Origin of the sequence: Rhodococcus mengyinensis (genome assembly GCF_048381435.1) — a bacterium.
Taxonomy (GTDB): Bacteria; Actinomycetota; Actinomycetes; order Mycobacteriales; family Mycobacteriaceae; genus Rhodococcus_F; species Rhodococcus_F opacus_D.
The window spans coordinates 60,893-81,775 of the sequence record NZ_JBLWIT010000050.1 but is presented as its reverse complement, the minus strand read 5'-3'; the positions used below and the strand labels follow the sequence as shown (position 1 = coordinate 81,775).

Annotated in this window: 7 protein-coding genes; 3 read left to right on the top strand and 4 right to left on the bottom strand. The window is 69.0% G+C overall.

All coding sequences use genetic code 11. The annotated features are described in order from the left end of the window. Nucleotide 1 precedes the first annotated feature (1 nt). The 3 genes from ACNJ7E_RS09415 to shbA are packed head-to-tail and all read right to left on the bottom strand — an operon-like array spanning nt 2 to nt 2,027. A complete protein-coding gene (locus ACNJ7E_RS09415; RefSeq protein WP_280780462.1) occupies nt 2–292 on the bottom strand; it encodes a MoaD/ThiS family protein in 291 nt (96 codons plus the stop codon). After that, complete coding sequence (locus tag ACNJ7E_RS09410) at nt 289–1,386, bottom strand: WD40/YVTN/BNR-like repeat-containing protein (RefSeq protein ID WP_418339681.1); 1,098 nt, start codon at nt 1,384–1,386, stop codon at nt 289–291. The genes ACNJ7E_RS09415 and ACNJ7E_RS09410 overlap by 4 nt, the downstream gene beginning before the upstream one ends. A 53-nt stretch (nt 1,387–1,439) precedes the next feature. After that, a complete protein-coding gene (gene shbA / locus ACNJ7E_RS09405) occupies nt 1,440–2,027 on the bottom strand; it encodes an RNA polymerase sigma factor ShbA (RefSeq protein ID WP_280780460.1) in 588 nt (195 codons plus the stop codon). Nucleotides 2,028–2,196: 169 nt separating this feature from the next. Between shbA and ACNJ7E_RS09400 the strand changes: the two genes are divergently transcribed. The 3 genes from ACNJ7E_RS09400 (at nt 2,197) to ACNJ7E_RS09390 (ending at nt 6,215) form a co-directional block, all read left to right on the top strand. Then, nucleotides 2,197–3,384: a DUF8462 domain-containing protein gene (locus ACNJ7E_RS09400; protein WP_029539211.1), complete on the top strand. Its 1,188-nt coding sequence runs from the start codon at nt 2,197–2,199 to the stop codon at nt 3,382–3,384. Nucleotides 3,385–3,514: 130 nt separating this feature from the next. Continuing rightward, entirely contained in the window at nt 3,515–5,470 is a 1,956-nt protein-coding gene (locus tag ACNJ7E_RS09395; RefSeq protein WP_280780459.1) for an aconitate hydratase, read from the top strand. Between the two features lie 28 nt (nt 5,471–5,498). After that, on the top strand, nt 5,499–6,215 hold the full coding sequence (locus tag ACNJ7E_RS09390) for a M50 family metallopeptidase (RefSeq protein ID WP_280780458.1): 717 nt from the start codon (nt 5,499–5,501) through the stop codon (nt 6,213–6,215). Here the strand turns inward: ACNJ7E_RS09390 and ACNJ7E_RS09385 are convergent. Beyond that, on the bottom strand, nt 6,150–20,861 hold the full coding sequence (locus ACNJ7E_RS09385; RefSeq protein ID WP_418339680.1) for a non-ribosomal peptide synthetase: 14,712 nt from the start codon (nt 20,859–20,861) through the stop codon (nt 6,150–6,152). The genes ACNJ7E_RS09390 and ACNJ7E_RS09385 overlap by 66 nt on opposite strands. Nucleotides 20,862–20,883 lie beyond the last annotated feature (22 nt).

Here is a 20,883-nt window from a genome sequence, read left to right as displayed (position 1 = left end):
CTCAGCCGCCGGCCACGGACTGCAGAATCTGCAGTTCCTGCCCGGGCGTCACCTCGGTGCCGACGCCGCCGAGGAGCCGGACGTCCTCGCCGTCCACGTAGACATTGACGTACCGCCGCAGGGCGCCGGTTTCGTCGCGAATCCGCCGGCCGAGAATCGGGAACTCGCCCGCGAGGACGTCGAGCACGTGGGACACCGTCGAGGCGGCGTCGAGGGGAACGTGCACGGAGCGTTCACCGCCGACGATCGACGCCAGTGCCCGCGGAACCCGCACGGTGACGCCCCCGCTCATGACGCGACCACCGCGGCCCGCACACACAGGACGTCGGGCAGATGCGCCGCGACCGTGCCGAACGAGGCACCCTCGTCGGCGCTCCCGTAGACCTCGCCGCCGCGCGTGCCGAAATACACCCCGACCGGCTCGGCGGTGTCCACTGCGGCGGCATCGCGAAGCACCACGTTGTAGTCGCGTTCCGGCAGCCCGCTGTCGAGGCGGGTCCAGCTGTTCCCGGCGTCCTCGCTCCGGTAGGCGGCCAGCCGGCCGTCGGGTGGGATCCGTTTGCCGTCCGCCTCGATCGGAACGACCCAGATGGTTCCCTCCCGGCGGGGATGGGTGAGCATCACGAACCCGAAGTCCGTCGGCAGTCCGTCCGCGATCGATTTCCACGTGTCGCCGCTGTCGTCGGAGCGGTAGACGCCGTGATGGTTCTGGGCGTACAACCGGTCGGGAACGACGGCGTCACGGGCGATCTTGTGGACGCACTGGCCGAACTCCGGGTTCGGGTCCGGCAGGAAGTAGGCAGTGATCCCGGTGTTGCGTGGCTCCCAGGACGCGCCCCCGTCCGTGGTGCGGTAGACACCTCCGGTGCTCATCGCGACATGCACCGTGTTCTCGTCCTGCGGATGAGGGACGACGGAATGTGCTGCGGCACCGCCATATCCGGCTCCCCACTCGAGGCGGTGCGGATGGTCCCACAGCCCACGTTCGAGGTCGAAATGCTCGCCGCCGTCGACCGACCGCCACACCGAGATGGGTTCGCACCCCGCCCACACGACGCCCGGACGGTCGTCCGTGTCGGGCCGGAGCTGCCACACTCGCTCGAGCGCGGCGCCGTCACCGTCGCCGAAGCGGATGGCGCCGTGGTCCGGTTCGGTCCAGGTGGCACCCAGGTCGTCGGAGTGCGCGACGGTGGGACCCCAGTGCTCGGATCGGACCCCGACCAGAATGCGGGTGCGGCCGGCCCGCGTGTCGATCCCGATACTCGGAATCTCGTTCATCAGGAAGTGCGGGCCTGACAACGCCCAGGTGGCGCGGTCGCGGCTGGTGGCCAGCCACAGGCCCTTCTTCGTTCCGATAGCGACCAGGACCGTGTCGGGTGCGCTCATGAATCCATCGGACCACTCGGCCCCCGCAATTGGCAACGACCGGGCGGGAACTCTCAGCGGGCAGGCCCGTTCCCGATCCTCGCCCGCAGGTGGCTCAGCGCCCGGTGCTGGGCGACACGGACGGCGCCCGGAGTGGTGTCCAGGACCCGTGCGGTCTGCTCGGCCGACATTCCCACGATGACGCGCATGAAGAGGATCTGCTGGTGCCGGACCGGAAGGGTCTCGACGAGCTGGCCCATCTCGCCGCGCAGTTCGCGGCGCAGGACGTGATGCTCGGGGCCGTCCTCGACGTCCACCACATGATGTGCGGCAGCGCCGCGCGCGGTGGTCGGTGCGGACAACCGGGTGGCGCGGCGCCGCGCGTCGGACACCTTGTGCGCGGCGATGCCGAAGATGAACGACAGCAGCGACTTCCCCTGATTCTCGTACGTCCGCAGGGAACTCATCAACGCGAGGCACACATCCTGGGTGACGTCGTCGGCGGTGGCGTGCGGGTGATCCACCGACTCGAGCCTGCTCGTGCAGTAGCGGTGCACGAGTGGGTGCGCGATGCGGAGAACCTCTTCGACGGCGTTCTCATCGCCCGTCGCTGCGTGCGGCGCGAGGCGTTCCAACTCGGCTCTGGCGTCCAACTCGATCATGGTGTTCTCCCTGTTCCTGGTGCTGCATCCAGCCTCGGGGGAACGCGCGATCGTCGATAGGCACCGAAGGGTGCGGAAGTCACCACCCCGGCTAGGACTTCATAGTGGGATCTAGGACACGCGCTAGATGAGCGCAGATTCGGCAACAGAGGTTGTTACCTTCGTGGCCATGGACCCTGTCCGTAACCCCTATGCGCCCGGCGCGGGGCAACGCCCGCCGGAGCTCGCGGGCCGAACCAGGCAGCTCGACGCGTTCGACGTGGTGCTCGAGCGGATCGCGCGCGGTCGCCCGGAACGCAGCGTGATGCTCACGGGTCTGCGCGGCGTCGGGAAGACGGTCCTGTTGAACCACCTGCGGTCGGCCGCCATCTCGCGGCGGTGGGGCACGGGGAAGATCGAGGCCCGCCCGGATCAGGATCTGCGGCGGCCGCTGTCGTCGGCGTTGCACATGGCGGTTCGGGAGATCGCGGGCTCGCATCGCGACCCCGACCGGGTGGAGGAGTTTCTCGGCGTCCTGAAGTCGTTCGCCCTGCGGGCGACGGCCGACAAGGGCATGCGGGAGCGGTGGCAGCCGGGCATCGACGCCCCCGCGGTGAAGGGTCGCGCAGATTCCGGCGACATCGAGATCGACCTGGTGGAACTGCTGCTCGACGCGTCGTCCCTGGCCCGCGACGTCGGGGTCGGGATCGCACTGTTCATCGACGAGATGCAGGACCTCGGCGCCGCGGACGTCTCGGCGGTGTGCGGGGCGTGCCACGAGCTCAGCCAGGACGCGGCGCCGCTGATCGTGGTCGGAGCCGGCCTGCCGCACCTGCCCGCGGTGCTGTCGGCGTCCAAGAGTTACTCGGAGCGGCTGTTCAGCTATCACCGCATCGACCGGCTGGACCGGGTGTCGGCCGATCGGGCATTGATCGCGCCCGCCGAGCGGGAGGACGTGAAGTTCACGGACGAGGCGCTCGACGCGTTGTACGCCGCGGCCGACGGCTACCCCTATTTTGTCCAGGCCTACGGCAAGGCGACGTGGGACGTGGCCGCGGCCAGCCCGATCACCGAGGAGGACGTGCGGGTGGCCGCCCCCACCGCGGAGGAGGAACTCGCGGTCGGGTTCTTCGGGTCGCGGTACGAGCGCGCGACGCCTGCCGAGCGGGAGTACATGCGGGCGATGGCCGACCTCTCCGGGGACGACGGACCGGTCGCCACGTCGGCGATCGCCTCCGAGCTCGGCCGCAAACCCGCGTCGCTGTCACCGGCGCGGGACGGGCTGATCAAGAAGGGCCTGATCTATTCGGCCGAGCGCGGGTCGATCGGATTCACCGTGCCGCACTTCGGCAAGTATCTGCGGGCGCAGAACGACTAGCGGAATCTAGCTTTCTCTACGAATTTACCTAGATAGCCGAAGATTGTCCTGTCGAGTGCCGGACGTGTTCGGGGCGCTGGCCCTCGCCGTGACTCCGGCGCATCCTGGAGGTACGACGAAGGGATCAGCGATGTCGGACACTGTCGCCCGCAAGGTCATCGGTGCACACCTCCTCGACGGCCGGATGGAACCGGGCGAGGAGATCTCGATCCGGATCGACCAGACCCTCACCCAGGACGCCACCGGAACCCTGGTGATGCAGGAACTCGAGGCGCTCCACCTCGATCGCATCAAGACCGAGTTGAGCGCGCAATACGTCGACCACAATCTGCTGCAGACCGACGAGAAGAACGCCGAGGACCACGAGTTCCTCCGCACCGCCGCGCTGCGGTACGGGTTGTGGTTCTCGAAGCCGGGCAACGGGGTCTCTCATCCCACCCACATGCAGCGCTTCGGTGTTCCCGGCAAGACCATGGTCGGTTCCGACTCGCACACACCGGCGGCGGGATCGCTGGGCATGCTCGCGATCGGCGTCGGTGGGCTCGAGGTCGCCATGGCGATCGCGGGTCAGCCCCTGCACCTGCGGATGCCTCAGATCTGGGGTGTGGAGTTGACCGGCAGGCTCCCCGACTGGAGTTCGGCGAAGGACGTCATCCTCGAGATGCTCCGCCGCCACGGGGTCAAGGGTGGGCTCAACAGAATCATCGAATACCACGGTGAGGGGCTCGCAACGTTGACGGCGATGGATCGTCACGTGATCGCGAACATGGGCGCCGAACTGGGCGCCACGACGTCCATCTTTCCCGCCGACGACGCCGTCCGCGATTTCCTGCGCGCCGAGGGCAGGGAAGCCGACTTCGTGGAACTGCTCGCCGATGCAGGCGCGGAATACGACGTGCACGAACACCTCGACCTGTCGACGATCGAGCCGCTGATCGCGAAACCGTCTTCGCCGGGAAACGTGGTGCCCGTCCGGGAGGTCGCCGGTGAGGACGTCAGCCAGGTGGTGATCGGGTCGTCCGCCAATCCCGGGCTGCGCGATTTCGCGATCGCTGCGGCCATGGTGTCGGGGAGGCAGACCGACCCGAGCGTGAGCTTCGACGTCAATCCGAGTTCGCGGGAGATCCTTTCCGATCTGACGAAGATGGGCGCCACGCTCGCGCTCGTCGTGGCAGGCGCGCGAATTCATCAATCCGGGTGCATGGGCTGCATCGGCATGGGCCAGGCGCCGGCGACCGGCCGGAATTCCCTCCGGACGATGCCCCGCAATTTCCCGGGGCGTTCGGGCACCCGTGAGGATTCCGTGTGGCTGTGTTCACCCGAGACGGCGGCGGCGTCGGCTCTCACCGGGGTGATCACCGACCCGCGGGACTGGGCGGAGAAAGTGGGGATGCCGTACCCGGAGATCACACTTCCGGACGAGGCCACCGTCAACACGGCCATGCTGGTGGCTCCGCTGCCCGAGGAGGAGGCTCGGCTCGTCGAACTCGTGAAGGGTCCCAACATCTCGTCCCTGCCCGAGTTTCCGCCCCTGCCCGACCGCATCGAGGCACCGGTGCTTCTCAAGGTCGGTGACAACATCTCCACCGACGAGATCTCTCCGGCCGGGGCGCGGGCCCTGCCGTTCCGCTCCAACATTCCCAAGCTGTCCCGGTTCACCTTCACCCAGGTGGACGAGACCTATCCGGCGCGCGCGGAGAAGACGGCGAAGACCACCGGGCATTTCATCGTCGGCGGTGACAACTACGGGCAGGGGTCCTCGCGTGAGCACGCCGCGATCACCCCGCGCTACCTCGGGTTGCACGCGGTGATCGCCACCTCGTTCGCCCGTATCCACTGGCAGAACCTCGCCAACTTCGGTGTCCTCGCGCTCGAATTCGAGAACCCGGACGACTACGACACGATTCGGCAGGACGACGTGCTTGTTCTCGACGGGGTTCGGGAGGCCATTCGTTCCGGCCCCCACCTGACCCTGTTCGACTCGACCCGTGACGTGGAGATCCCGGTGCGTCATCGGCTGTCCCCACGTCAGGTCGACGACGTGCTCGCGGGCGGATTGATTCCACAGCTGGCACGCAGGGAGTGAGCAGCCGGTCGCCGTACACTCGGCGCCGATGAATGGAATTCAATCGCTGTGGGAGCGCATGAGCGCCGTCAGCCCCGCGCCGGCTCCCTGGATCGTTCAGGTCACGGCGGTGGTGGCGGTGATACTCGTCCTCGAACCGCACGCCTGGCGAGTCACCCGCAACGTGGTGACCATCGTGCACGAGGGCGCGCATCTGGTGGTCGCCCTGCTGTTCGGTCGAACGCTGAAGGGGGTGCGGCTGCACTCGGACACGTCGGGTGTCGCCATCTCGTCCGGCAAACCGACCGGGCTCGGTGTGGTCCTCATGACGTTCGCCGGCTACGTGGGTCCTGCCGTTCTGGGGCTCGGTGCGGCCTGGGTGCTGGGCACCCAGCACGCGGTCGCGGTGCTGTGGATCGGTGTCGTCGCTCTTGCGGCCATGCTGATCCTCGTCCGAAACCTGTACGGGTTGTTCTCCCTGACGGTGGTCGGGGCGCTGCTGTTCGGACTCGTGTGGTTCGGGACGCAGGACCAGCAGGTGGCCGCGGCGTATCTGATCACCCTGTTCATGCTCGTCGCCGCGCCGCGTCCGGTCCTCGAACTGCAGCGGCAACGCGCCCGCGGCGCAGCACCGGAGTCGGATGCGGATCAGCTGGCGCGGCTCACCCGCGTTCCCGGCATCGTCTGGGTGGGTCTGTCCCTACTCGTAACGCTGAGCTGCCTCGCACTGGGTGGCTGGTGGATTCTCCGTCCCGTCGGTGGCTGAGGCGCCCGCCAGGTATTCGGCCAGGATCGGTCCGATGACGGCCAGCGCCTCCGGGTCGGTCATCCGGGTGTGTGGGCGGTCGACGGTGTGTGCGATGACGTCCCCATCGATCCACGGCCGCCACGTTGCGCTCGCCGGAGCGGGCTGGGATCCGTTCCTGGCAGCGCCGAAGAACGCCAGGTCGCCGTCGAAGTGTCCCGGTACGAAGTCGGCGGCAGCGTCGACGACGTCGACGTAGTCCTCGTACAACCGGGTCAGCTGCTCCGGCCCGAGGTGCTCCGACGCCCCGCCGCCGAATTCCGTGAGCAGTTCCGGCAGCGTCGGTGCCGGGGTGTCCCGCTCCGCCGCCGCGTAGCTGTCGATCATCGCGAGCACACGCACCTCCTCGCCGAGCGAGCGCAACTCGACGGCCATCGCGTGCGCGATCACGCCGCCCACCGAGTACCCGAGCAGGTGATACGGCCCCCGCGGCTGCACACGGCGAATCTCCTCCACATATCGATGGGCCCGCTGCGTGATCGACGAAAACCGTTCGCCGGGCACGGTCACGGCGGGCGACTGCACCCCCCAGACGGGGCGGTCGGGGCCGAGATGCGCACTCAATCCCGCATAGCACCAGGCCAACCCGATGGCCGGATGGATGCAGAACAGCGGCTCCCGTCCACCGTCCGGGTGCAGCGGCAGCAACACCCCGAGTCCGGCGGAAGCGTCGGAGGCCGCCGCGAAACTCGACGAGATTCGCGCGGCGATGCTCTCCGCGGTCGCGTCGGCGAAGAACCATTCGAGGCGGACCTCGACCCGAGTCGTGGCGTGCAGCCGCGACGCCGCCCTGGTCGCGGACAGCGAGTTGCCGCCCAGTTCGAAGAAATTGTCGTCCAGCCCCACCAGACCCGTGCCGAGAACGTCCGCGAACACCGCGGTGACCAGTTTCTCGGTGCGGGTCGTCGGGGGACGGAACCGCTGCGCCCGCGGCACCCCCGGATCCGGAAGCGCCCGTCGATCCAGCTTGCCGTGGGGTGTGGACGGTAGCGCCTCCAGCACCACGACCTGGTTGGGCACCATGTAGCGAGGCAGCCGCTGTGCCAGTTCCGCCGACACGGCACGGGTGTCCACCACCATGTCCGGACGCGGCACCACGTAGCCGACCAGCCGGGCCCCCGTGCCGGCTGATTCGTACACGGCCGCCGCGGACTGCGCGACGGCAGCATGGCGTCGCAGCGCCGTCTCGATCTCCTCCAGTTCGACGCGCTGACCGCGGATCTTCACCTGGAGATCGCGCCGGCCGAGATAGTCGATCGTCCCGTCTCTGCGGCGACTCACCACGTCGCCTGTCCGGTACATCCGCTGACCGGGCGGTCCCCACGGATTGGCGGGGAATCGGGCGGCTGTCACCCCCGGCTGCCCGAGATAGCCGCGCGCCAACTGGGCACCGGCGAGGTAGAGCTCACCCGGAACGCCGACGGGCACCGGATGCAGCCGCGAATCCAGCACGAGCACGCCGACGCCCTTCTGCGGCACACCGATCGAGACGGTCGCGGCCTCCGTGCCGACGACCGTGCGGGTCACAGCGACCGCCGTCTCGGTCGGGCCGTACTCGTTGTACAGCACGGCATCCGGGCACCGCGCGTGGAAACTGTGTGCCGTGCCGGGAGGCAGGACCTCCCCGCCACAGGACACCTGCCGCAGTGACGTGAGGTCTGCGTCGGGGATCGCGAGGATCTCGGCCAGCATCAGGGGAAGGAAGTATCCCGCGGTCACCCGGTGCCGTCCGATCAGCTCGGCGAGATGCCGCGGGTCGCGGTGGCCGTCCGGTCGAGCGATCACCAGCCGCGCACCGGCGATCAGCGGCCACCAGAACTCGCGGACCGAGGCGTCGAACGTGTACTGCAACTTGAGCATCACCGTGTCGTCCGCGCTGAGCGGGTCGGTGTCCTGGCGCCAGCTCAGGAAGCTCACGACGGCCGCATGAGTCACGACGACCCCCTTGGGGGTGCCCGTCGAGCCCGACGTGTGGATCGCGTACGCGGGGTTCTGCGCCCGCAGGGGAGCGATCCGGTCCAGGTCGGAGATCGGCGACGGATCGACGCCGGACAGGTCCACCCGGTCGATGACGACGAGCTGTGTCTCCGTGGGCAGGACGTCGGAGAGGTCGAACCGGTCGCGCTCGGTGGTGAGGACGACGCGTGTGTCCGAGGACCGGATGACCTGGGCATTGCGCTGCGCGGGCTGATCGGGGTCGATCGGCACGTACGCCCCGCCCGCCTTGGCGACGGCATACATTCCGACGAGGAGTTCGACCGAGCGGCGAATCGCCAGTCCCACCATGGACTCCGGGCCGACGCCGGCGCCGATCAGGTGGCGGGCCAGTCGATTCACGTGCTCGTCGAGTTCACGGTAGGTGAGCGCACGATCTCCGGAGACGAGTGCGGTCGCGTCAGGTGAACCGGCGACCTGCCGCTCGAACAGATCGACGAGAGTCTCGCCGGAGGACGGCGCGGCGGTGGGGACGTCCGGGTCCGGATCGAGGAGGGCGAGGTCGCCGACGGACGTATCCGGTTGTGCGACGGCCTCGCTCAACATCCGGATGAACCGTTCGCCGATGTCCGCGACGGTGTGGTGGTCGAACAGGTCGGTGGCGTACGTGAACACCGCCGCACGCCGGGTGCGTTCCGTCGACGGGTCCGGATCGGCGGTCACGGTGAGTTGCAGGTCGAATCGGGCCGACCGGGTAGGGGGAGTCATCGCCGACACCCGCAGTCCGGGCAGGGTGAGCGGGGTGTGGTCGAGGTTCTGGAACGCCAGGGCCACCTGAAACAGTGGATTGCGTGCACGTGACCGGGCGGGATCGAGCACCTCGACCACGGTTTCGAACGGAACGGTGGAGTGCGCGAACGCGTCCAGGTCGACCTCTCGCACGCGGCCGAGCAGTTCCGCGAAGCTTTCCGCGGGAATCACGTCGGTGCGCAGGACCAGGTTGTTGACGAACATGCCCACCAGGTCGTCGAGGGCTTGATCCCCGCGTCCCGCGACGGGAGTGCCGATCACGATGTCGGTGGATCCGCTGAGCCTCGCGAGCAACACCGCGAATACCGCGTGCACGACCATGAACGGGGTGACGGCAAGGGCCGTAGCGGTGTGCTCGACCGCGCGATAGAGCACGTCGTCGAGCGCGAATTCGACTGTTCCGCCGCGGTGCGACGCAATGGCGGGATGCGGCCGGTCTGCAGGGAGGGACAGTTGTTCCGGCGCACCCGTCAACGTGTCCTTCCAGTACGACAGTTGCTGGGCGGCAACGGACTGCGGGTCGTCGCGGTCGCCCAGCAACTCGTGCTGCCACAGGGTGTAATCCGTGTACTGGACCGGTAACTCGGGCCACCGCGGTGCCTCGCCCGAGACCCGCGCCGCGTAGGCGGTCATCACGTCGCGGACGAGCACCGGCACCGAGAACCCGTCCGTGCTGATGTGATGGACCATGACGGCGAGCACCCATTCGTCGGGGGCCGGGGCGAACAGCCGGGCACGGATCGGCGGTTCGGCGCCCAGGGCGAAACCCTTCGACGCGAACGTCGCAACCCGCGCGGCGACGTCACCGCGGGACACGGGTATCGGTCGGAGTGTGGGAGCGGCCCGCGACACCGGGATCAACTGCTGATAGGCCACGCCGTCACTGTCGGGATACACGGTGCGCAGCGGTTCGTGACGGCCCACCACGTCTGCGACGGCCGCGGTGAGCGCGGCGACGTCGAGTGCCCCGGTCAGCCGCAACGCCATCGGGATGGTGTATTCGGGGGAGCCGGGTGCGAGGCGGGCGAGGAACCACAGGCGTTGCTGCGCAGGCGACAGCGGCACGCGGGCCGGGCGCGGACGCACGGTGAGTGCGACGTGCGTCGCGCCGTCGGTCTGCTCGGTGACAGATGCCGCGAGCGCCGAGACGGTCGGCGAGTCGAACACCGCGCGCACCGGCACCGTCGTGTGCAGTGCGGCACCGATCCGGGACGCGGCGCGCGTGGCGGACAGGGAACTGCCGCCCACGGCGAAGAAGTTGGCCTCACGACCCACGAGGTCGAGTCCGAGCACCTCGGCGAACACTGTGGCCACCACCCGTTCGGCGGGCGTGTGCGGGGCCTCGAATTCGGTCGCCGGAGGGACGGGGTCGGGCAGCGCCGAGCGGTCCAGTTTCCCGTTCACGGTGAGCGGGACGGCGTCCACCACGACCACGATCGCGGGCACCAGCGTCGTCGGCAGACGCGTCGCCGCGAAGCGGATCAGCTGATCCGGATCGACCGTCTCGTTCCGTGCCGGGATCACGTACGACACGAGTGCGTCGACGCCGTCCCGCAGTTCACGCACATCCGTCGCCGCGAATCGCACGGTCGAATGGGTGAGAAGGGTGGCTTCGATCTCGCCGAGTTCGATTCGGACGCCGCGCAGTTCGATCTGCGAGTCGTTGCGGTGCAGATACTCGATCGACCCGTCGCGACGCCACCGACCGACATCGCCCGTCCGATACATCCGCTCCCCGGAGGTGCCGAACGGGGAGGCGACGAAGCGCGCGGCGGTCAGCGCGGGCCTGCGATGATAGCCGCGGGCGACGCCCGGACCGCAGATGTAGAGTTCGCCGGCCACTCCCGTCGGAACCGGATGCAGACGCGAATCCAGCAGGAGTACGGTGGCGCCGCGGACCGGACGGCCGATGGTGACCGGCCCGCCGGCCGCCAGGGGATCACTGATACTCGCCATGACCGTCGTCTCGGTCGGACCGTATCCGTTGAACATCTGCTCCTGCGCCGCCCACACCGCCACGAGTTCCGGTGGGCAGGGTTCGCCGCCCACCACGACGACCCGGAGGTCGTGCAGGCCGCGCGGGTCGACCGTCGCCAGCACCGTCGGCGTGGTGAACACGTGGCTGACCCGCTCGCGGGCCAGCAGGTCCGTGAGCGGGTCGTCGGCCTGGACTGTCGGTGGTGCGAGCACCATGCAGGCGCCCGCACCGAGCGCGAGCAGTATCTCCAGCACCGAGCCGTCGAAGCTGGGAGACGACGCGTGCAGGGTGCGCGACGACGTCGTCACCGAATACCGCTCCCGCTGTTCCGCCGTGAAGTCGGCGAGACCGGTGTGGGTCACCACCACTCCCTTGGGATTTCCCGTCGAACCGGATGTGTAGATCACGTACGCGGGGTGGCGCGCATCCAGCGGCCGAGCACGGTCGGCATCGGTGACCGGGGCCGAAGAGTAGCCGCGACATTCGGTTCGGAAGTCCGGGTCGTCGAGCAACAGCCAGTCCGCACCGTCCGACAGGGCCTCGCGGTCCGCGGCGGTGGTCAGCCCGAGGGCGGCGCCGGAGTCGTCCATCAGGTACCGGACCCGTGCGGCGGGGTAGTGCGGGTCGACGGGCACGAACGCGGCACCCGTCTTCGCGACCGCCCACACGGAGACGACGGACAGGACCGAGCGCGGCACCCCGAGGGCCACGAGAGCCTCGGGTCCCACCCCGCGCCGCATCAGGGCGCGGGCGAGCCGATTCGATTCGGCGTCGAGTTCGCGATACGTCATCGACCGGCCGTCCGCCGTCAGCGCCGATTCCCCCGGATTCTGCCGGGCGGCAGCGGACATCAGGTCGGGCAGGGTGCGCTGAGGCACCGAAGGCGGTCCGTGATGCTGCGCCTGCTGTTCCGCGACGTCCCGCACGTCGATGTCGCCGATCACGGCGGACGGGTGTGCGAGCGCGGCCCGCAGAAGGCGCTGGAACCGGTCCGCGACTCCCGAGACCGTGTCGTCGTCGAACAGATCGGTGGCGTAGGTGAAAACGCACGATATCGGTCCCGGGGCGCCTGCGTCGTCCACTGATTCGGTTACCGTGAGCTGGAGGTCGAATTTCGCGGTGTGCGTCTCGATCTCGACGATGTCGGCGGAGATCTCCGGCAGGTCGATCACGACCGGCGCCGTGTTGTGATAGGCGAGCGCCAGCTGGAACAGCGGATTACGACTGCGGGACCGAGCGGGCGCGACCGCCTGCACAACCTCCTCGAACGAGACGTCCGCATGGGCGTACGCGGCCAGATCGACGTCCCGCACGCGGCCGATCATGTCGGCGAACGTGGTGTGCAGCGGGACGTCTGTCCGGAGCACCAGTGTATTGACGAACATCCCGACGAGATCGTCGAGTGCGCGGGGCCCGCGACCCGCGATCGGCGTGCCGACGACGATGTCCGACGTGTCGCCGAGTCTGGCCGCGAGGACGGCCAGCGCCGCATGCACCACCATGAACGGAGTGGCGACGTGAGTACGCGCGAGAGCACGAATCCGCCGATGAATCTCGGCGTCGAGAATGAACTCGATGCTCGCGCCCCGGTGCGTCGTGACGGGCGGGCGCGCACGGTCGAACGGCAGGGGGAGCAGTTCGGGCAACCCGGACAGGGTCTGCGTCCAATACGCCAGTCCGCGCTGCCCGTCCTGCAGTTCACGCTGCCAGAGGGCGTAGTCGGCGTAACGGACGGGAAGGGGCATCCAGACCGGCGAGTTGCCCTGCGCCCGGGCGCGATATGCGGCCATCACATCCCGGGCGAGCGGTCCCAGCGAGAACCCGTCCGCACTGATGTGATGGACGACGAGGGCCAGCACCCATTCGTCGGCGCTCACCGCGAGAAGTTCGGTGCGAACCGGGGGTTCGGCGGTGAGGTCGAATCCGGTCGACAGCAGGCCGCGGACCCGGCCGATCGGGTCCGTCGTCGTCCGCACCGTGCACGGCGGCACCGCGGAGGTGGGGAGAACATGCTGGCAGGGGACCCCGTCGTGCTCGGGATAGACGGTGCGCAGGGGTTCGTGTCGTTCCATCACGTCACCCACCGCCGCACACAGTGCCGATTCGTCGAGCGTGCCGGTGAGGCGGAGCACGACGGGAATGCTGTCGGTCGCCGAGCGTCCGTCGAGCCGGTTCAGGAACCACAGTCGCTGCTGTGCCAGGGACAGCGGCACGTGGGCGGTCGGGGCGCGGGGGACGAGGGGCGCCCGCCCGGTCTGGTGCCTTCGCTTCGCGAGATACTCCGACAGGTCCGCGACCGTCGGGTGGTCGAACAGTGCGCGGACGTCGACGGAGATTCCCAGCGCCGCTCCGACGCGGGCGACGGCTTGCGCCGCGGTCAGCGAGTTTCCGCCCGCCGCAAAGAAGTTGTCGTGCCTGCCCACCCCGCCGGTGCCGGTGACCTCCGCGAACACGAACGCGACCACGTCCTCGGTGGGGGTGACGGGCGGGTCGAAAGAGGAGGTCGCGGAGGTCGGTTCCGGTAGGGCGGCGCGATCCAGCTTTCCACTGGTGGTGAGTGGTAGTGCCGCGAGCGGGACGACGGCGGAGGGAATCATGTAGTCCGGGAGCAGACCGGCGAGACGGTCGACGATCCGGCGCTCATCCGGCGGCACACCGTCCGCGGCTACGACATAGGCGATCAGCCGATCTCCCGCTTCCGCGTCACGGTGCACCGTGACCGCCGCGTGAGTCACCGCCGGGTCGGACGTGAGCGCGGACTCGATCTCGCCGGGTTCGATGCGCTGGCCGCGGAGTTTGATCTGGAAGTCGGTGCGCCCGAGATACTCGAGCCGGCCCGACTGATTCCACCGCACCACGTCGCCGGTGCGGTACATCCGTCCACCGGTTCCGCCGAAGGGATCAGCGACGAAGCGTTCGGCGGTCAGGTCGGGGCGTCCGGCATACCCGCGCGCCAAGTACGCACCGGCAAGGTACAACTCGCCCCTTGTCCCGATCGGCGCCGGCCGGAGCCGGCTGTCGAGTACATACGTACGTATGTTGTGAATGGGACGGCCGATGGCGACCGCGGTGCCGAACTCCTTGCCGTCGACCGACTCCGAGGTCGCCGCCGCCGCCTCGCACGGGCCGTACCAGTTGTACAGCGCGGCGGGACTGCGTCCCTCGAATCGCGATGCCGTCGCCGCGGACAGGGGTTCACCCGCCGAGTACACGCGGCGCAGCGGGGCGAGTTCCCGCGGCCCGCACTGCTCCAGAAAGGCGTCGAGCATCGACGGCACGACATGGAGAGTCGTGATCGACTCCTGCGCGACGATCCGTGCGAGGTAGCGGGGATCGCGGTGACCGTCGGGTGCGGCGATCACCACCCGTGCACCGGTGTGCAAGGGCCACAGCAGTTCCCACGCGGAAATGTCGAACGTGAGAGGCGTCTTGTGCAATACCGCATCGGAACCGTCGAGCGGTGTCAGCGTCTGCGCCCAGCGGAACTGGTTCACCATCATCTCGTGGGTCACCGTCACGCCCTTGGGCCGGCCCGTGGAACCGGACGTGTAGATGACGTACGCGGCGTTCGCCGGATGCAGCGGTGCGCGTCGCTCGGAATCCGTGATAGATCGGGGGTCGTACCCGGTGAGGTCCAACAGATCGAGATCCACGACGGCGACTCCGTCCGGGACCGTGCGATTGCGGGAATCGGACGTGAGGACCAGCGCGGGTGAGGCCGAGTCGATGACGAGTGCCGTTCGTCCGAGCGGGTGCTCGGGGTCCATCGGCAGGTAGGCGCCGCCGGCTTTCAATACCGCGTGCAGCGCCACGAGAAGCTGGATCGAGCGGGGTACCGCGACACCGACGACGGTTTCCGGTCCGATTCCCTTCGCGACGAGATACCGGGCGAGTCGATTCACCCGTGCGTCGAACTCCGCGTACGTCAGTCGATCCGGGCCGAAGACCACCGCGACGGCCTCCGGGGAACGCTCGGCCTGCGCGTCGAACAGGTCCACCAGGGTCTGCGAGGGTACCGGTGCGTCCGTCGCGTTCCAGGTGCGCAGCACCCGCTCGCGCTCCTGATCGCCGAGGAGGTCGAGCCTGCCGAGGACGACGTGCGGATCCCCGTTGATGCACTCGAGGACGCGCCCGACGCGGGCGAGCAGGGCTTTCTCGTCGTACCGGCGTGACCGGCACTTCGCCGTCAACCGGAGGGTCCGGGAGACTGTCACCGCCAGCGTCACGGCGTAGTGCGACGCATCGTGTGCGCGGACCTCGTCCAGTGTGAGTCCGTCGACGGGTTCCGGCAGCGCGGTGCGGTCCACGGGGTACGACTCGAACGCGACCAGCGTGTCGAACAGCGGCGCCACGCCGACTGCCTGCTGGATGTCCGCCAGGCCCAGATGGTGATGGTCCAGGAGGCGCACATGGTCGGCCTGCAGGCGGGTGAGCAGCATGGCGGTGTCGGTATCGGGGACCAGCGGGATCCGCACGGGCACGGTGTTGACGAACAATCCCACCGCACTCTCCACCCCGGCGACGTCCGCGGGCCTGCCGGAGACGGTCGCGCCGATCACGACGTCGTCCCGGGCGGTCGCCTGCCCGAGAACGATTCCCCAGGCCGCCTGCACGATCGTGCTCAGCGTGACGCCGAGCTCGGTCGCTCGCGCGGTCAGCTTTCGGGTGTCCTCCTCGCTCAGCTCCAGCACCGCCTCGGACGTGGTGGGGGTGGGTTCGGCCGACGCGGCGGGCTCGGTGATGCCGTCGAGAGCCGCGACCCACGCCCGCGCCGAGGCCTCGGTGTCCTTCGTCGCCAGCCATTCCAGGTAGTCGCGGTACGGGCTCGAATCCGGCGGCTCGGTGCGGACATCGTCGCGTTGGTAGGCGGTGAAGAGTTCGCGCACCAGCAACGGCATGGACCAGCCGTCCAGCACGATGTGGTGGGCGGTGATCGCCAGGTCGGCGCGGTTAGGCCCTCGCGACAGCAGGGTGAACCGAATCAGCGGTGGGGCAGACATGTCGAAGCGGGTGGTGCGGTCGTCGCGCAGGATGTCCTCGGGATCCTCTGTGACGCCCGTGAGGTCGACGTGCCGCCACCGCAGCGGCACGTCGTCGAGCACGAGTTGCACCGGGACGCCGCGACTGTCGCGCACGAACGCGGTGCGCAGGTTCGCGTGCCCCGCGAGCACCGCGCCGCATGCGCGCCGGAGCCGATCCTGATCGAGGTGTCCGGACAGGGTCAGGATCACCTGCATCGCATACGGATCGGCATCCGTACCCGCGAGTGCCGCGTGGAACAGCAGGCCCGACTGCAACGGCGTCAGCGGCCATACGTCGAGCAGACCCGGATGGTCCCGCTCCCACTCGTCGATGTCGTTGCGGTCCACGGCGACGAGCGGCAGATCGGACGGCGTGAGTCCACCGGCGTGCGGAGAACGCGCCACCGCGGCGAGGGCTGTCAGCGCCTGCGCCCACAGATCGGCCAGCGCCCGCACGTCCTCGGACGCAATCGCACCCGCCGGGTATGCGAAAGTGGCGTCGAGGACGCCGTGGGTGGTGAACGCGGTGATGTCGGTCAGCGCGGTGGCCGGCATCGACGGTTCCGCCGACGAGAACACGGCGGTGTCATCCCGCACCGGGCGCCAATCATGTTCTGTCTCAGCGTTATCGAGCCGGCCGAGGTAGTTGAAGGCGACCTGGCCGAGGTCGTCCCCCGGATACCGCAACAGCCCGTAGCCGATGCCCTTGTCGGGCACCGCACGCAACTGTTCCTTGACCAACTTGATCGCGGTGCTTGCAGCAGGGCCGCCCGCGAACGCCTCGTCCAGGTCGACGTCCCCGAGGTCGAGGCGAACCGGGAAGATGCTGGTGAACCACCCGACGGTGCGGGAAAGGTCGGCGCCGGGGAGCACCGCTTCCTCGCGGCCGTGCCCCTCGAGCCGGATCACCGGCGCGGTGGCCGGTCGTCCCCGCCGGCGCTGCCATTGCGCGAGGGCGAGGGTGAGCGCGGTGAGCAGTGCGTCGTTGACCTCACAGCGGAAGGCGGCCGGGAGGCCGGTGAGCAACGAGTGCGTGACGTCCGCAGACACTTCCGTGTGGACCCGATCCACGGTGGAATTCACGTCACGCCGCGCGTCGAGGGGGCGGGTGCCGAGCGGCGAATCCTCGTACGCGGTCATCTCACGCCAGAACGGCAGCTCGGACCTGCGGCCCGGCCGCTGCGCCTCCTCGATCAGGCCGTGCGACCACCGGCGCAGGGAGGTGCCGATCGGTGCCAGGGTAGGCGATATCCCCGCCTCCACCTGCGCCCACGCTGCCGCGAGGTCGCCGATCAGGATTCGCCACGAGACGCCGTCGATCACCAGGTGATGGGCGACGAGGAGGAGCCGCCCGCGGCGCGTGGTGTCTTCCGGTCCGGGATCGAGCCAGACGCACTGCACCATCACGCCCGCAGCAGGATTCAACCGGCGGACTGCGGCCTCGTGTTCGTCCCGCGTACGCTGCGCCGGGTCGGCGTGGTCGGGCAGCGGGACCCGCAGGATCGTGCCCGCCGGCAGCGGTGCGCCTGCCGGGCTCACGGTGAGGAACGCCGTCCCGTCCGAGCCGCGCACGAGGCGCGCCCGCAGTGCGTCGTGCCGGTCGGCGACGGCGCCGATCACCGTGTGCAACCTCTCCGTGTCCATGCCCCGTGGCAGTTCCACCGCCACCGCCTGTGCGTACCGGTCGATGACGCCCGCCCGGTCGAGGAGAAATCGGGCCGCCGGGGTGAGCGGCATGTCGCCGACCCCGCCGCCCGGCAGTTCCGCGATGACCGGTCTGTCGAGGTCGCTCCCCGCTACGTGGCCGAGACGGGAGATCGTGCGCTGCTCGAAAACGTCGCGCGGAGTGAACGAAATTCCCGCACTCCTCGCCCGGGAGGCCAATTGGATCGCCATGATGCTGTCGCCGCCGAGCGCGAAGAACGACTCGTCCATACCGAAATCGGACGTCCCGAGAACGTCGGCGTACAGGCCGTGGAGTGTGCGTTCGCGCTCGCTTCTGGGGGCGGTCCGGGAACGTGACGGGAGGCTGTGCTCGGGGAGGGCAGTGCGGTCCAGCTTGCCCGACGGGGTCAACGGAATGTCGGGGAGCACGACGACGACGGCCGGCACCAGATGCGGTGGCAGTTCGGCGGTGAGGAACGACAGCAGCTCCTGCTCGGCCAGGGTGTCGGCGCCCACCACATACGACACGAGCTGATCGCCGGCCGTCTGCGAGCGAATCACGGTGACGGCGAATCGAACCGCCGGATGCCGGCGGAGTGTCGCGTCGATCTCGCCGGGCTCGACGCGCAGACCCCGGAGGTTCACCTGTTCGTCGCTGCGTCCGAGGTACTCGAGTTCGTGGTCCCGGGTCCAGCGGACCGTGTCGCCGGTGCGGTACATGCGGGTGCCCGCTGGTCCGTACGGGTCGGCGACGAACCGTTCCGACGTCCGCCGAACCCTGCGGTGGTACCCGCGGGCCAGGGCGGTCCCCGCGACGTACAGCTCGCCGACCACACCGGCGGGGACCGGGCGGAGCCGGTGGTCGAGGACCACGGCCCTTATTCCGCGGATCGGCCGGCCGATGGTGACGGGTTCCTCATCGGCGAGGGGTTTGCTGACGGTCGCCATGACGGTAGTCTCCGCCGGACCGTACGCGTCGATCATCCGGCATCGGGATGCCCACCGAGACACCAGTTCCGGCGGACACTTCTCACCCGCGACGACGAGTGTGCGCAGGCCTCCGACCTCCCCGGGGTCCATCGACGCCAGGACCGACGGGGTGATCACCGCGTGGGTGACGCGTTCGGTGGTCATCAGCCGTGCGAGAGGGGATCCACCGAACACTGCGGGTGAGGCGATGACGAGCGCAGCACCGGAGCCGAAGGCCATCAGCATCTCGAAGACGGAGGCGTCGAAGCTCGGTGATGCGACATGCAGAACCCTTGCCGCGCTGTCGAGGTCGAGTCGGGTGCGCTGCGCGGAGACCAGATTGGCGATCCCGCGGTGGGTGACCACGACTCCCTTGGGAACTCCGGTGGATCCGGATGTGTAGATGAGGTAGGCGGCGTCGTCGAGTCGCGTTGTCGGCGTGGGCACATCGTCGGCGGTCGAGCCGCCCGACTCGTCGCGCAGTAACCACTCGATGCTGTCCGGCAGCGTGTTCGTGTATTCGGTGGACGTCAACCCGACTGCCGCGTGGGAGTCGTCGAGCATGTGCCGAACACGGGCGACCGGGTAGGTCGGATCCACCGGCAGGAATGCCGCCCCCGTCTTCGCGACGGCCCAGACCGCGCAGACGTAGTCGGAGGACCGCGGCAAAGCCACCGCGACCATGTCGCCGGACCCGACGCCGAGCCGTGCCAGCATCGCAGCGATCCGATCCGATCGCCCGTCGAGTTCGCGGTAGGTGATCTCGCGGCCGGCGCTGACGACGGCGGTCGCGTCCGGATGCTGTGACGCAGAGGCGCGAAACACGTCGGCGAGCGTGACGGGCACGCTGTCGGGCGGTCCGGGGAAGGGGACCAGTGCCGCGGTTTCGTTCTCCGTGAGGACCGGGAGTTCACCGATCGGGTGGGCGGCATCGGCGTCGAGGAAGTGCCGGAAGTACCACAGGAATCTCGTATGGTGCCCCTCGAGCTCGTCCTGCGAATACAGTCTCGGGTTCGCCTTGAAATCGAGGTGCACACGTCCGCGGGGACCGTACCGGTACAGATTCACCAGGAGGTCTTCGATCGGACCCGAAGACAGCACATGCAATTGGCTGCGTAGCGAACCGAGTTCCAACTCTTCGGGGAACAGCATGATGTTGACGGCGGGGCCGAACAGTCGCGGCCCGGACAGTGCGCTTCCCAGGTCTGCGCGAATGTCCTCGTGCCGGTACCGCTGATGCCGCAGGGCCCCCGACATCACGAGGCGCGTGCGGGACACCAGATCGCCGACAGTCCCGGTCCCCGCGGACGTGATGCGCAGCGGCACCACGTTGGACACCATGCCGCCGGACCGGCGCAGCGCCGCGGTCGTGCGTGCGGACACCGGCAGGCTGAGCGTGACGTCGTCCTCGCCGGTCATTCGCGCCAGATAGCCCGCGACCGCACAGACGGTGAGCGTCGCAGGATTGACGCCGTGCGCTGCCGCGCTCTTCTCGAGTTGATCGACGACCTCGGTGGTCAACGTTGCGCCGACGTGCCGGGAACCGGCGGTCGGCGGCGCGGAGCCGCGCGCGAGGGTGCTCGCGTGGGTGACACCACGCATCGTTTCTGTCCAGTAGTCCCGGTCGGATTCCCGGCGGGCGGAGGTGCGGTAGTCGGTCTCGAGTTCGTGGATGCGCCGCAGACCGACCGGACTGCTCGCGGGTGGTGGCAGTCCGTGCACCGCGGCGGTGTAGAGCGCGGCGATCCGGTAGAGCATCGTGACGGACCCGAAACCGTCCATCGCGATGTGGTGGGCGCGCGAATACCAGAAGTAATGGTCGTGTCCGACGTGGAGAAGGAACGAGACGGTCAGACGGTCACGCTGGATGTCGATCGGATCGGCGGTCTCGGTGCGCATCCACGCGTGCGCCGACGCCTCCGGGTCCGGCGTGTCCCGGAAGTCGAGGTAGCCGACGGAGGCGTCCAGGCTCGGGTCCACCCATTGCAGCGGTTGCCCGTCGATCTCGGAGACCTTCAGGAAAAACGATTCGAATTCGGCGGCCGCGCGGACACACGCGTCTGTCAGGGCGCTCCGGTCCAGGTCGCCGTGGATGTCGACGTACTGGGCGACCGACACCGGAACTGCGGGATCGACGTGCTGCGCGAGCCACATCCCCGCTTGCGCGGGTGACAGGGGGAACGCGCGCGCCGACGAGTCTCCGGGACCAACCGAGGTCGGTGAACTCATGCTGACTTCTCTCACGCATACG